13 protein-coding genes and 4 pseudogenes are annotated in these 14707 nt (G+C 38.9%); 4 read left to right on the top strand and 13 right to left on the bottom strand.

Annotated elements, in window-relative coordinates:
* Positions 1-205: 205 nt before the first annotated feature.
* The 12 genes and pseudogenes from ACTNES_RS14905 to ACTNES_RS14960 all read right to left on the bottom strand — a co-directional run bounded on the left by ACTNES_RS14905 (position 206) and on the right by ACTNES_RS14960 (position 10327).
* The gene (locus ACTNES_RS14905; protein WP_441039932.1) at positions 206-400 is read right to left on the bottom strand and encodes a hypothetical protein; all 195 of its coding nucleotides are present in this window, start codon (positions 398-400) and stop codon (positions 206-208) included.
* Entirely contained in the window at positions 393-1256 is an 864-nt protein-coding gene (locus tag ACTNES_RS14910) for a hypothetical protein (protein ID WP_441039933.1), read from the bottom strand. Before ACTNES_RS14910 ends, ACTNES_RS14905 begins: the two co-directional genes overlap by 8 nt.
* Before the next feature lie 87 nt (positions 1257-1343).
* On the bottom strand, positions 1344-1835 hold the full coding sequence (locus ACTNES_RS14915; RefSeq protein WP_441039934.1) for a hypothetical protein: 492 nt from the start codon (positions 1833-1835) through the stop codon (positions 1344-1346).
* Between the two features lie 688 nt (positions 1836-2523).
* On the bottom strand, positions 2524-3372 hold the full coding sequence (locus ACTNES_RS14920; RefSeq protein WP_441039936.1) for an HAD family hydrolase: 849 nt from the start codon (positions 3370-3372) through the stop codon (positions 2524-2526).
* A gap of 13 nt (positions 3373-3385) precedes the next feature.
* The gene (locus ACTNES_RS14925; RefSeq protein WP_441039937.1) at positions 3386-4984 is read right to left on the bottom strand and encodes a metallophosphoesterase family protein; all 1599 of its coding nucleotides are present in this window, start codon (positions 4982-4984) and stop codon (positions 3386-3388) included.
* 342 nt (positions 4985-5326) lie between these two features.
* Positions 5327-7032 (bottom strand): annotated as a pseudogene (locus ACTNES_RS14930) (IS1634 family transposase).
* Between the two features lie 149 nt (positions 7033-7181).
* Positions 7182-7514: a hypothetical protein gene (locus ACTNES_RS14935; RefSeq protein WP_441039938.1), complete on the bottom strand. Its 333-nt coding sequence runs from the start codon at positions 7512-7514 to the stop codon at positions 7182-7184.
* A 351-nt stretch (positions 7515-7865) separates the two neighbouring features.
* Complete coding sequence (locus ACTNES_RS14940) at positions 7866-8678, bottom strand: tyrosine-type recombinase/integrase (protein ID WP_441039940.1); 813 nt, start codon at positions 8676-8678, stop codon at positions 7866-7868.
* Between the two features lie 167 nt (positions 8679-8845).
* Positions 8846-9277, bottom strand: a pseudogene (locus ACTNES_RS14945) (IS21 family transposase); the annotation flags it as partial.
* Positions 9278-9430: 153 nt separating this feature from the next.
* On the bottom strand, positions 9431-9619 hold the full coding sequence (locus ACTNES_RS14950; protein ID WP_441039942.1) for a hypothetical protein: 189 nt from the start codon (positions 9617-9619) through the stop codon (positions 9431-9433).
* Between the two features lie 139 nt (positions 9620-9758).
* A complete protein-coding gene (tnpB, locus tag ACTNES_RS14955; RefSeq protein WP_441039944.1) occupies positions 9759-10133 on the bottom strand; it encodes an IS66 family insertion sequence element accessory protein TnpB in 375 nt (124 codons plus the stop codon).
* Complete coding sequence (locus ACTNES_RS14960) at positions 10130-10327, bottom strand: hypothetical protein (RefSeq protein WP_256281304.1); 198 nt, start codon at positions 10325-10327, stop codon at positions 10130-10132. The genes tnpB and ACTNES_RS14960 overlap by 4 nt, the downstream gene beginning before the upstream one ends.
* Before the next feature lie 126 nt (positions 10328-10453).
* On the opposite strand from ACTNES_RS14960, the gene ACTNES_RS14965 reads away from it, so the two are divergent.
* The 3 genes and pseudogenes from ACTNES_RS14965 to ACTNES_RS14975 all read left to right on the top strand — a co-directional run.
* Positions 10454-10771, top strand: coding sequence for a hypothetical protein (locus ACTNES_RS14965; RefSeq protein WP_291818227.1), 318 nt, complete (start codon positions 10454-10456; stop codon positions 10769-10771).
* A gap of 257 nt (positions 10772-11028) precedes the next feature.
* A complete protein-coding gene (locus ACTNES_RS14970) occupies positions 11029-11895 on the top strand; it encodes a hypothetical protein (protein WP_291818223.1) in 867 nt (288 codons plus the stop codon).
* A gap of 487 nt (positions 11896-12382) precedes the next feature.
* Positions 12383-13651 (top strand): annotated as a pseudogene (locus tag ACTNES_RS14975) (PTS transporter subunit EIIC); the annotation flags it as partial.
* Between the two features lie 474 nt (positions 13652-14125).
* Here the strand turns inward: ACTNES_RS14975 and ACTNES_RS14980 are convergent.
* A pseudogene (locus ACTNES_RS14980) lies at positions 14126-14188 on the bottom strand (DUF6783 domain-containing protein); the annotation flags it as partial.
* 92 nt (positions 14189-14280) lie between these two features.
* On the opposite strand from ACTNES_RS14980, the gene ACTNES_RS14985 reads away from it, so the two are divergent.
* A partial coding sequence (locus tag ACTNES_RS14985; RefSeq protein WP_441039947.1) for a CAT RNA binding domain-containing protein occupies positions 14281-14707 on the top strand: 427 nt, incomplete at its 3' end.

A 14707-nucleotide genomic window follows, 5' to 3' on the forward strand; every position in this document is an offset into this window, starting at 1 on the left:
TTTCCTGGTTGGTTTTTCCCATAGAATAAGTCCTCCTTAAAATATATTGGTTTTTCCCAGTATATCAATTGGTGGAGGAAATAGCACTACGCCTTCTTTTGAAGCACTTACTCCTGAACTTATTATTATCTTTTTATTATAACAGAAAAGATACCACTCAGGCATCAAAAAATGTCTGAGTGGTATCCCTTCAGATTTTTATATATCATGAAGACAGTTCTATCTGCTTCATTTCTTCCAGAAAATCACGGATATAAGATACTGCCAAATCAAGGGCCTCCTGTCCAAGTTCTGCGGAAGAATCTTTTGGATCAAAGTATTTTGTACTGTTGATCAGTGTTACCATATACGTTTCTCCATATATAACATTGGAGTCAGATCTCACTGCTGAACTATCCAAAAAATCCTCCTGCCAGACGTCTGTTTACACCTTGAAAGCTTCCATAGGCACCCGTTGTACATGGAATCCATACTGTTTTATTTCCATATTTGAACTGTATACTCATTTTTCCGGCCCTATTTACAAATACATTGTTCATAGTCATCCATTTTCCGGCAGGTATCACGGATCTATTTTTTGTGCAAAGTTTATCGCTGTATACTGTAATATATTTAGCAGTTTTATACATATTCTTTTTAAAATAAGAAGTATAACCATCACCCGGGTCATAGGTAAAAGCGCACTTTACCGCTGCAGTGTTGCTCTTCAGTATGAATTTCTTCTTTGCAGAATTATATTCATATATATAATTCCATTTAATGCGGCCTGCAAGACTTATTCCGCATTCATATGCTATAGTTAATCTGTTTCCGGAAACTTTTTTTATCCCCCTTACAGCTCCGCTATATTGAGACAGGTCTGTTGCTTCCACTAACTTTTGTGAAGCTGTATCATACCGGAAAATTTTTCTTATGTAAGGAGTATTACTGTCTCCCCTACCAACTACATAAAGAAATTCCTTGCTATTTGATATCTTTACATATTGTATTTGAATCCTGTAAACATACAGATCAGAAATAGAATAAGCTTTCTTTCCATTTACATGAATCTGAAGCTTATTAATCATAATGTAATTATCTTTTGCAATTACAAATTTTACAGAATCAGATTTTCCATCATGTGTCAAATCCCATCTGTAAGTTTTGGTTTTACTTACGGTTGCAGACTTAAGCGTAGCTCCGTATACGTTACTGCTCATCAGCAGCATCATTATTGCCATGCATAGACAATATAAATAAATTTTCGTCTTTTTCATAGATATGTCCTCCTGAATAAAAATATTATCTTGTAACAATTGGGGACAGACCCCAATTGCCTATTACCTCCTGACTGCAGCTGGTATCTAAATTCCAAATTCTGCCTGCAATTCATCAATAATATTATATGGAAAGGATTCCGCGCAGCCCTCATCCTCCATCAGGATCGCAATAATCTCTTTAGCCAGTTGTATTCCCTTTGGACTGTGAATATTATCATTTATCCTTACAGCATCCTTTAAATTCCTTGCCACCCATACCTGATCATATATTTCAAGTTGAGCAACAATTTTATTTGTCTCTACCCAGAAATCAGACTCATTCATATCATCCGGACTTTCCATAACTCTGTATATCTCACGAAGCCTGTGTAAAATCTGATCTGCATTCAGATCCAACGGAACATAAATTCTGACGTTGTCATCAGGAAGAATCCCACCTTTAGCCTGCGTCTCTCCGGTAAGTGCTTTCTCATATTGCTTGGTTGTTTCATAATAAGGCGCTGTATCCGCTATTGTAAGATCATTAATGTAGAGAACTTTCTCTGGGATTGGGTGAATATCTAAATCATGATGCATATTGGTTTCCTCCTGGGATATTCTGTTTTCTGTAATGCTTGTTTGAAATGAATTAGGTAACTGTGTGACATGCTCCCATCACTTAAATCCCAGATTTTGAAGTGGGGGCTTCTTGCTCAATGACTCTACTGAGCCAAGTATCTACAAGCTATCCTCGCGTGCCCCGCGATTTTTTTTGCCCGGACACGGGCGTATTTTCTTACTTATTGTCCGGATACGGACAGTTTACGCTGTTCCCTTGCCAGCCTTTTTTCATTTTTTTTGAAAAATCCTGCCTTTTCCATCTCAATCTCTTTTTTCCATAAAAACAGTTCTTTTTTTATCTTTTATCTTGTCGACTGTTTCTATTATACCATGAATCGCGTCGAAGAACAAGTGTTCTTTCCTGTTTTTTACATGTTTTTTTTCAATTCATCTCCCACCTGTAGAGGAAGGAGAATTCTTGCTATATATTATGTTAAATCAAAATAATGATAACATGAAATCATTTTTATATAAAGTAAAAGCTATGCTCTTTTAATAAAACTTTTGCCCCCAAATGACTTTAAGTCCAGGCTGAAAGATGCACGAAACCCTCTCGATCATAATGACCGGAAAGGGTTATTTTTGCTATTGAACTTTTCAGGGGATTCAAAGGCTACAGCCTGTTGATCACATTTCGTGTGCCTGACCCCAATTTGCATTGAATTTAGCTTTTTGCTCCACTATTGAGTGTCTGGATTATTTTCAGAATTTCCTCAAAGCATTGTATCGTATAATCTGGCTGAATCCCATCGGCCTGACAGAGTTTTTTTAGCATTTGTTCCCTCTCAAAATCAGATTTTTTCCAATGGGAAATAGCAACCAGTTTGGCATATAATTCCTTTTGCATTTTTTCGTCACAGGAATATTTGCATAAAACAGAAACCGCACCGGCCTGCTTTGCCATATAAATATCTTTTGTCAGGCTGTCTCCAAGATAAAGAGTTTCATTAATTGCAATGCCTTCGCGTTTACATATTTTTTGAAGGATGGCTGGATTAGGCTTTTTGCCAGAAACAATCTGTGTTTTTTCTGAAGAAAGATTACTTGGCCGTTTAAATTGACTATCCGCGACATACACATGTTTAAAATAACGATCAATATTTAATTTTTTGAGTCTGTAAAAACCATTTTCTTCAGCAGAATCCGTGTAACCTACAATTATAATCTGCATCTCTATCAATTTTTTAAGAACTTCTCTGACACCCGGATATAACTGCAGTTTTTCTTTTCGAACGGAATTAAATTTATGAAATGCCGGGTTCAAAATACTCAAAATTTCTTCCTTTGTTTTTGTTGGATATACCGCCTTAACAGATGGAAGAAACAGAGTTGAAAACGGATATTCAACACTTCCTTTTTCCTGATGTACACGTTGATATTCATGCAGTAAAATGTCTTTCGGTACATTCAAAATCATCGATAGCTCCTCCAACATCTCATAAAATGCAGGAATAAAAAATCCAATCCATGAATAAAGCGTATCATCTAAATCAGTTACCAGTAGTTTGATCATATATTTGCCTTTCTTATCGAAGCGGAAGTCTTATTGTCTGACAGAGATGATCTTTTTCAGATTCATTGCTATAAATATTATAGAAATCAATCACAACGTCATTTCCTTCGAAACAAATGGTAGCAAATTTATTTTGTACTCCACTCGCTCCTGTTCCGCCCATTGCTGAAACAATAATGTGATGCATGTTATCAATGGTTATATTACTCTCAGGTTGTCTGGGGTAATCAATCCGTGAAATGAAAGACTTGTGTTTATGTCCATGCAACAACAGTTTTACATTGTATTTTACAAGCCAGTTCATAAGCCGATCCGCATCATATACAGTACTGCTTGCGCGTGTAGCTTCAACCGCTTCTGTATAGCAGGTTGGCAGATAGTGATGATGCATCATAACGATTCGAATTGAAGTTTGATTTTCTGAATTGTCCCATCCCATTTGTTTAGCAACAAAATCAAGCTGCTCATTGGAAATGTAGCCGTGTCCTGCAAAATTGGGATATTGCTGCAGAATTAAGCTGTTGAGCGCGACTATTTCGAGCAGTTGTCCCGAGGAAAGTAACAACTTTCTTCCCTGAGCAAAATATTTATTCGGATCTATATTATATATAGATTTATAAAACTCAGAGTATGCAGAAAAATTTCCCGGATTATTGTATATATAATCAGGATCTTTACCGGCAGGCAGGTTCGCAGATTCCCGAGTAAAATCATGATTTCCAGGACATAAGACAATATTTTCTGAGGATACAGGCGTGGAAAGTCCATTGTTTAAGTTCTTCAGAAATTGTCTGGCTAAATCAAATCCCTCTTCTTCTGCCTGAAATGTTATATCACCGGAAATTAAGAGCCCACCTATTTTTAGTGGATTTCGTTCTGCCTTAGCAATACATTGAGATATGTGATCTGCTAATGTTTGAGAAATAGTTCCATCTCTGAATCCATTATTTTTGTCAGACAGATGTAAATCAGATAACCACAGCAATGCATTGCCGGATGACTGATAATATTTTGTACTGAAATGTGTTGGTTGTATAAATTCTGAATTCAACAGTACAATTTCATTTTCAATATCTGTTCCAATTGCAGGTCTTATGAACCATATCGTGCGGTTTTGTTGAATAAGTTCAGCAATTGAATGAATTTTTTTGTTGTTAAAATTGCTATAATTAATATTGGAATCTATAAACAAATCGCAATCATGGCAATTGACATAAGAAAAATTTTTTAATTCGGTCTCATCACATGATTCAATTTCAGTAAATTGAAACCATGCAAAATAGCTCTGATCCCGGTAATATTCAGGCGTTTTGTCAGTTTCAGGTGAGAGTATCTTCTTATTGGGTATAAATTCAACATTTATGCAACTAGCACGATACAGTAGTCTTTGACCGGAATCTACCAAATAAATCGTAGCAGGACTCGTTTTGGCATATACTCCCAGCTGTGCTAATTCTGGTACGGGAGTTTTTTCGGTTCCCTTTTTCCACCATCCCCACCATACAGAACCATGTTGCTGAATAATTTCCTGATGTTGCTTGATCGTATCATTCTCTTTTGTTACCAGATCTCGGAATCGCAAAATAATAATTATTTCAGAAAATTCAGACATTTTTCACCTCGGCTTTTCCTGCTGTACACTCTGATCACGGAAACTTTTTATATAATATTAAAAGTGGAATTTTATACAGTTTAAATTGAAGAATTCTTGAGATAAGCAATGAAATAGAGTGCACACCATTGTATACATATAATAGATAATAATTCCATTTTATAGAATAACATGTTGAATAACTGATTGCAACACAAAACTTGTTTTATCCTCAATTTAACTTATATCTGTGTTACTGTTTTTTTATCCACAGTTTTGCAGTAACTTTACTTTTAATACCGTCTCTTCCTGCCTCTTTATCTGCTCTTCTAAAGATATCATTTTTCTTGGTCTTGCCATATATTATTTCCCCTCTTCTGCATATTTTTCAAGCAGTTTACTCAATTCTACAGCTTTGTCCTGTATCTGGTCTGCATCCATATCAAATGCTTTTAAGATTATTTTCTGGATTGCTGTTACTGCATGATCCATACGATATTTTCCATCTGTCTGACGGACCAGTTCTATCTTTTCCAGTTCACGGATTGCTGCCGGAACGGTCATATAATTCGGCTTTTTGTCAAGTTTTTCCATTTCTTCTTTCAACAGGACATACATCCTGCTCCTTACTATCAGCGCTGCAAATTCCACGAAGATCTTCGCATTTGCAGCCTCATCTGACTGTACCCGCAGGCTCCTGTTCCCAAGATAACTCTTATCTCCCCTGAACAGTTTTTCTGATACATCCCTGCTCTTATACAGTTCCAAAGCTTCTTCCGCTGTCATCTGTCTTGACGTTACGATCACAAAATATCCACACAGATCGATCTCTTCCTGGATCACTTCTGTCCTCTCCCTTGCGCATATGACCGTCCCATCATCCTCATATATTTCAAGTTTAAAATACTTCTTATATCCATCCCCTACGGTCGCTTTTTCTCCCTTTAAACCGTTAAGATATTTCGTCATCCGGTCTATTTTTGCCTCTATCTGGTCATGTTCCGCACACGCTTTCTGGTCTGAATAATAAATATGAAAATATCTTTCTTTTTCATCTGATATATATAGTTTTTTCTTTATTGTCTTTCCAAATGTCTTGTACTTCCGTATATTGTATTTACGAATGTTCTCGAATTCTCCTTTGTTTTCCAGGATCACCTGTCTGACAGATTCACTCATACCCTTTACCATGATCACAAAATCATACCCGCATTCATCCATATACCGGATGTTTTCCCTTCCAAAATATCCCCTGTCCAGGATAAATCCGACCTTCTTATATCCGTATCCTTCTGCTTTTTTTAACATATACTGAAGCTGGGAAATATCTACGATACTTCCAGGATACTGCTCATAAAACAACGGTTCTTTATTGTATGTATCATACGCAATGGAATAGTTAAAGACCGGCAGTCCACGGTCATCTTTCGGGTGTCCAAACTCAACAAATCTCAGATCCCCGGCCTGACAGTTCTTATTGGTCGAATCGTAAGATATATATATTTTCTCCCGGTGATTCCTGTTTTCATTCCACTCATTTACAAATCCTATCCTCTGATCATCTGTAAGTCCTGCAAGAAAATCTGATACTTTGAATCACTGTATATATGCATCTGCTTTGTAAAAAGCGGATGGCTGTAAGCATAAGAAGAATAATACTGTGCGGCATTATTTTCACTGATAAGAGAATAAGCTGCCAGATTCAGAAACAGCCCCGTCTCTTTCTTTCCAAGATATTTTTCCAGAATCTCCGGCAGTTTATATTCATTCAGAATCTTTTGAATCACCAGAAAAGTCCCTATACGCAGACAACTGCTTCTTGTCTGTCCGGCTTTCTGTTCCGGCATCTCCTGACCGCCAAAATACTTCACAAAAGTTTCATTTGGGAGCATTCTATCCGGGTTATTTTCTGATCTTTTTCCAATGATTCTCTGCTCCGGAACATTATATTTTTTCTCTGGATGATATACTCTTTCGAGCACATATCTGACGTATACTGTACCCCCTTTTTTCACATAATTTATCTTTCCGGGTATCTTCGGAATGTCTACCTCAAAATTCAGATACATGGCATATCTCCCTTCAAATATTGAGTGTTACTTTCTACTCAATATTTTACTCCTGATTTCCTGTTTTTTCAAGATTTTCTGCCAGAAAATCCCTATTTTTCAAGGTTTTTTACAATCTGCTATTTTTTGAGTGTTACTTTTTCAGGAAGTTAAGGTTTTACTGTACAGTCATACTGGATATAGATATTTTCATAGCCCTGGCTTTTCAGGAATTTCGCAAACTGCCTGATATTGCATTCACGGTGATGCCTTGTCGACTGTGAAAGATGTTCAGCTGTTTTCACATATGCGAATGTCATTTCTTCCGTAAGGGCAATTTCTTCCAGCTTGTAGCTGTCAAGGAACCGGTTTAATGCCAGATAGTCGTAGAGAAGGTTTCCCTCTATTTTCTTATAGTATCCCAAAGCGTTTTTATATCGCAGGAAGTTTTCAAACTCTTCTTTAAATATGCCGGTGAATTCCTTCTTTGTGATTTCTTTCATTCCGGCACCTCCAGTGATACTTTCCTGAGTCCGTCTACGTCAATGGAAAGATATTTCTGTGTTGTCCTGGAACTGGTGATTATTCCGGTGCTCTCTGAGCCACCTGTCCGGACTTTGAGAGCCACCATTCCGGGAAATAAGAGCCAGTTAAATTTTCTGATTTTGGGTAATTAATAATATTCGTCAGAACAGTACTTGTAAAGGCTGTTAATGCACCGCTAAAGCGGCTTCGGCCTTGACAAGTACTGTCCTGCCAAATAAGTAGTAATTAAGCAAAATCATAGTGGCTCTATGCCACTGGAGCACTGGCTCTAAGATGACCGGACAGGCGGCTCTGCCGCATCGTAATATTCAACTGGCATGCCCTAACACCCCGGTAATAACGGGCACAGGAGTATTATTTGCGAGCATCGTAGTCGCCAGGGAATGCCTTAATGTATGGGCACCACGTTTCCGGCATCTCCGTTCGATACCTGCTTTCTCAAAATTTTTATAAACAATCTGTGTGAGTATCTTGGCTGAAGTAAAAGCAGAGTTAGTGACAGTATTTATAAAGATGTATTCCGATCTCACATCAGGCCTGTGATTCTTCAGATAGTCCAGGAGGAGAAACTGTACCTGTTCCGTAAACGGGACATTCACATGGATGCCGGTTTTATGTTGGGTTTTGCTGATGAGTTTTTTATCCCAGTTGATTTCATCAAATCTCAGCCATATGATATCACTTGACCTCAGACCGCATTCCGCAGCGATAAGGATCATGCATTTGTCCCTGATGCCACATTTTTTTGCAGTGTCAATACTTTCGACCAGAATTTTAATCTCTTCTGGCGAATAGTAGGATAGGATAGAATCTCTTTTGTCAGTAGTGATCATTGGAAACAGTTGGTATCCATCAAAAGACGACAGCCTCTGTTCATACATGATATTAAAGAATTGCCTGAGAGTAAACTGAACCCCGCTGATGGTTTGAGATCTGTAATCCAGACTGTTCACAAACTCATAAACATTCTTTCTATCAATGTTCAGCAGATCATCTGTCTGAGCGTCTTCAAGATAACTTAGGAATTTTCTCACGGTCTGGAGTTTTCGTTTGACAGTCACATCCCTGATTCCTTCTTTCTGTCCATTTTTAAATATTTCGATGTACTTAGCGCTGTTCATAATTTTCTCCTTTCATTTGCCAAGTACATTCAGTATAGCAGGTATATTTGATTTAAAAGTTATGAGAAGTAAAATACGAAGAAATAGATTGAAAATCGTGAATTAGCGCCATCTCTTCTCATAACTTTTCTCTTCTCATAAGATTGGTTATGAGTAGAATGTCATAACCAGTCTACTTCCACCTGTTCACCGGGTTTACGATTAATGTGCATGGTAGCACGATGCTTCTGCTCGTCCTGTTGGATGTGATAGCAGAATTGGGAATACATGAGCGGTTCTTCGCCATTAGCACGGCAATCCTCCATGTATTCGGTCCACAGGAGCTTTTTGCTGACTCCATTGCGGAGCAGTTCTTTGCGAATATGCGCAAAGTCTGGCATACGCTTGTTAGATGCCATTGATTTACTCGCAGAGGGAAATAACCTCTCTGCAAGAACTTCGTCGGTGTCGTTTGCATCAAGGGGCCAGGATATGTTTAATTCCTTAGCTTTCTTGAGGACACGATTAACCGTCTTCTTAGAAACACTGCAGCTGTCGGCGATGTTCTGTTGACTGAGACCGAGATTTGATAATCTCAGAATCTCTCGATACTTGGTCATGATGTTGACCTCCTTAAAATGTATTTACACCAAAGGGTGCATAATTACATTCTAAGGTATTTATAGTAATGGTTTCCACCTCCGGAATGGTGGTTTCCTAGAAAACGGAATCACGGTTTCCTTTCGCCGGACAGCATGGACACGGAAGCCGGATTACTCAGTGGATGGTCCGAATAACTTTTTCCGGGCATGAAGAAGTGCCTGGATCATGTTGTCGATCTGGATATTCTGTTTTCTGATCTTCTCATCACGCTCGGCAATGATCCTTCTGCTGGCTTCCAGTTCCTGCGCCTGTTTTGCCGCAAGAGCCCTCAGCATTAGTAATTCTTCATGTTCTGTCATGCTGTTTTTCTCCGTGTTTTTGATGAAGATATTATACCATTTTTTGGCGTTTTTATCTACTGTTTTACGGTATATGTATCTCCAAAAAGTGCTGAATTTAAAGGATCTTCAGGCCTTTTTTACAGCATTATCACGGAGGTCAGAAACAGCTGTTTTCATGGTTTATCTTTACCTGATGATGAGCCTTTTTCTGCTCGATCTCCAGTCCCTGAAGGAGCCATTCCACCTGCTGGAAAGAGATCTCTTTTACTTCTTCCGGCGTTCTGGGCCATTGGAATTTCATATCATCCAGAAGTTTCCTGGTCGCCAGGATAAACCCATTCTGATCATACCGGAGGACTTTTATAGAATCTCTTTTCCTGTTACAGAAGATGAAGACACAGTCCCCATTATAAGGATCCAGTTTAAAGCTGAGTGTAACAGCTGCAACCAGTCCCGGGATCTGCTTGCGAAAATCCGTAGCTCCACAGGCGAGGAAAATCCGAGTGGCGTCTTCTGCGATACGCTTCATCATAACTTTTTAAGTGTCTGAAGAAGTTTTAACAGCGTATCCGGCTGAAAATTGTCCGGGATATAAACTTTCATTCCCTGAAAATAGATCATCAGACGATTATCATTAGCAGAAGAACGATTCTGGGAATAAGAAATATTGGAAGAATGCAGAACCTCTCCGAATGTTGTGACTGATTCCTGATTTTGTCTTGCCATAAGTGTGCCTCCTAAATATATGGTTTCTTACAGTATATCAAGAATGTAAAAGGCAGTCACTACGCTATGTTTTGAGGCACTTACGATATTGTCAATGCGCTTGGTGAAACGGGAATAGAGAAACTTTTGTACGATGCGGAAGTGAATCATTGCCTTAGTTTCGAGCAAGTGAGTGATGAGGTGATTGATTATTACAGGATAAAAGAGGGGGATTTTGACACGATTTCTAACTGTCATTATTCAATTCCAAGTTATCTTGATATAGGCAAACTTTACAGTATTATGATTGAAGACTGTGCAGAATCAGGAGACGAAGTGAAAGAATTGATGAAGATATTTTGTTCTTTCATCAGTGATGCAATATCGAATTTCAATTCTGATTTATACTATCAAAATCCGGATTACCTTGAGTGGTCTTACAGAGAGGGAAAGTTACTGGAGTGATATTACTCATAACCTGATTGGAAATTTTATCTGTAAATTATACAAAAAATATCTTGAAGCAAGTAAGACTCTATGTTACTATAACTACAAAGCATATTTCTCTTAAAATTTCAAGGCATTTTGCCATCTTATTTTCTAAAATCATTTCAGAAATCCATGCTTTTAAATTCCAATTAAATTAAAAAGCAGGAGATCTGGACAATATAGAAAAGACCAATACGTTCTTGTTACTCCTGCGAAAACAGGAGGTATTGTTTATGGCAGAAAAAGAAAGCAAAAAAGTCACTGTAAACCGTACTTATAAAGATACAGTGTTCCGGAAACTGTTTTCGGACAGAAAGAATTTGTTGTCTTTATATAATGCAATCAATGGGACCGCGTACACAGATGAAACGGAACTGGAGATTGTTACACTGGAAAGTGCGATATATATGGGAATGAAGAATGATCTGGCGTTTATTATTGATACGAATCTTTTCCTGTATGAACACCAGTCAACGTATAATCCGAATATGCCGCTGAGGGATTTACTTTATATATCCAGTGAATATCAGAAATTAGTGGATAAAGAATCGCTGTATTCATCGGTATTGCTGAAAATACCAGCACCGCATTTTATAGTGTTTTACAATGGAAGACGGAAAATGCTGGACAGGTGGACGAATTGTTTGTCAGAGGCGTATAAAAACCAGCAAGGTGAACCTGATCTGGAGTTAAAGGTAGTTACTATAAATATTAATGATGGGCATAATGAAGAATTGATGGAGCAGTGCAGGATTCTGGGAGAATATGCGCAGTATGTAGAGATAGTACGTAAAAATGCGGAGGCTATGAGTCTGGATGTTGCTGTACAGAATGCTGTGGATGAATGCATTCAGAAAGGAATCCTTGAAGATTTTCTCAGAGCCAACCGCGCGGAGGTTATTGCGATGAGTATATTCGAATATGACAAAGAGGAAGAAGAACAGAAGTTACAGAAAACCTATGAGGCGATTGGCGAAAAGAAAAAAGCAAAAGCTATAGCTATTTCGCTCTGGCAAGAAGGAGATTCGATAGATAAAATAGCAAGAATTGTTGGAGAAAAAGAAAAAACAATCAGAGAGTGGACCGGTGAAAAGAATTAAGCACAAACTTAAAGATAAATTTAACAACCGTAGCAAGAATTCCCTCACCTCTATAGGTGAGGGGATGAATTGCACATTCGAGTATGTCGTTACTGTTCACTCCGTTCTCAGCAACACGCTTCGCGATGCACAGAATTTATGCTAATCGCATAAATTCGCGCAGTATGTCTCGGGTTTTCTGTGACCTTCGCTCACAAAAAACACCTCGCGGGATATTACCAGTGAACAGTAACCCCATCCAGCCTGCGGCTTTTTCACCCATTATTTTTGAGTTGACTTTTTGGCACATTGCGCATATACTAACAGTAGCTAAGGAATGTGGTGAGATTCCTTGAAGCAAAACAAAAGCCCTCAGAGTGCTAGCTCTGGGGGCTTTCTTGCTCGTTACGGTGAGCTATTCCGTTTAGACTGTTGCTGTCTATCGTCTGCTGTCCAGCCATTTGCATATGTAGTAGCTAACTACGCCTGCTATAACAGAGACAAGAAATCTACCTATGGATTGCAGAAGATCCTGGGAAGTGGAACATTACTTAATTCTCTTCTGATCATTATGAACAAGGTTGGAAGTGCTGTATTTGACAATCTGCCGCTGATCTTTGCTGTTGGTGTTGCCATTGGTATGGCAAAGAAAGAGAAAGAGGTTGCTGCTCTTTCTGCGCTGATTGCATATTTCGTTATGAATGTGGCTGTCAGTGCCATGCTTCTTATCAACAATGAAATCACAGCAGACGGTCAGATAGCAGCAGATGTACTGGAGGGAACCATTACTTCTGTATGCGGGATCCAGTCTCTGCAGATGGGTGTATTCGGCGGTATTATCGTAGGTCTTGGTGTTGCGGCACTTCATAACCGTTTCCACAAAATTGTGCTTCCGAATGCGCTGTCATTCTTTGGCGGCTCAAGATTTATACCGATCATTTCCACAATCGTATATATGTTTGTGGGAATCCTGATGTATTTTGTATGGCCGGCAGTTCAGAACGGTATTTATGCTCTGGGCGGTCTGGTAACAGGCAGTGGATATCTGGGAACTCTGATTTTTGGTATTATTAAACGAGCACTGATCCCCTTTGGGCTGCATCATGTATTTTATATGCCATTCTGGCAGACCGCAGTGGGCGGAACTATGGAAGTTGCAGGACAGGTGGTGCAGGGCGGACAGAATATCTTCTTTGCGCAGCTTGCTGATTCTGCAAATATAGCACATTTCAGTGCGGATGCAACCAGATATTTCTCTGGTGAGTTTATCTTTATGATTTTTGGTCTTCCGGGAGCAGCGCTGGCTATGTATCGCTGTGCAAAACCTCAGAAGAAAAAAGCGGCAGGCGGACTTCTTCTTTCCGCAGCGCTGGCATGTATGTTTACTGGTATCACTGAACCGCTGGAATTCTCATTCCTGTTTGTAGCTCCGGCATTGTTCGTAGTTCAGGTGATCCTGGCAGGTGCGGCTTATATGATCGCACATATGCTGAATATTGCAGTAGGACTTACTTTCTCAGGAGGTTTCCTTGACCTGTTCCTCTTTGGTATCCTGCAGGGAAATGCAAAAACAAGCTGGCTGAGGATCATTCCGGTTGGTATTATTTACTTTATCCTGTATTATGTAATCTTTACATTTATGATCAGGAAATTTAATTTCAAGACTCCTGGACGTGAAGATGATGATACAGAGACAAAGCTATATACAAAAGCTGATGTAAATGCAAGAAAAGAAGCCGGAAAGACAGCCGGTGCAGCTGCAGCAACCTCTGGTGATCCGATGATGAAACTGGATTTGAAGTTCTTAACTGCTAATGCTCCGTCTATCACTTCCCCTATCCTTGATACTGAACCGGAAGACAACCAGAGGATCAGACTTCTGGCAAACGGTGAGATCAAGGCCGGTGAACCGTTGTTTGCGGTGGAGACACTGGAATAATATTGTTATCAAAAAACAGTTGGATGATCAAAAGAGATGACATCTTGATTATCTGACTGTTTTTTTACGCACGTGAATTGAAAAGGATGACCTTTTTGCAGGGGGGATCTGGAAATCAAAAATGTAACAAATTTGTGTGACGGGTAGGATTCTTATTCAAAATATGGTAAACTATAGCAGTCCTGGTAAATAATGCATCTTAATCCAGCCCATCAGAGTATGAAATCCTGCGTCAGATATCTTTGTTGTGCGTCAGCACGCCCGCAGATATTTTCCTTGTCTTTCGTATTCTGCTGAACTGTCTTAAATGCATTATTTACTAGAGCGTGTTTGAAAAATGCTTTTCGCAAGATGTGCGTCACAATCTGTAGTATTATTTTGCGTAAAGCATTTTTAAACATGTTTTATGACCAAAGGGAAAATTATTATAATGGCAATAAATTTTTATAGAGGGGATTACGACAGAGATGTACAGAGTTAGCAAGGTATTAAATAATAATGGTGTTATAGCCATTGATATGGATGAAAATAAGGAGTATGTGATTCTTGGCAAGGGTGTTGGCTTTGGAAAAAAGGTCAGCCAGCGTTTTGATAAGCCGGAGGGATGCACTACATATCGTCTGGAACAGGAGACAGAGCGTGGATCTGCGAAGGAACTGGTAAAGGGAATAGAGCCGGAGTATCTGGAGATTGCAGATGCAATTCTGGCAGAGTCACAGAAAGTGTTTGGAGATTCCATAGACAGAGGGATTCTTTTTCCACTTGCTGACCATATTTCTTTTGCAGTCGCAAGAATCCGCAGAAATGAGCAGATCAGCAATCCGCTGACAGAGGATATCAAGGTTCTTTTCTACAGTGAATTTAAAGTTGCGGAAACACTGAAAACAATTCTGA

It is taken from the genome of Blautia sp. HCP3S3_D9, from assembly GCF_052063845.1.
In the GTDB taxonomy this organism is placed as follows: Bacteria; Bacillota; Clostridia; order Lachnospirales; family Lachnospiraceae; genus Blautia_A.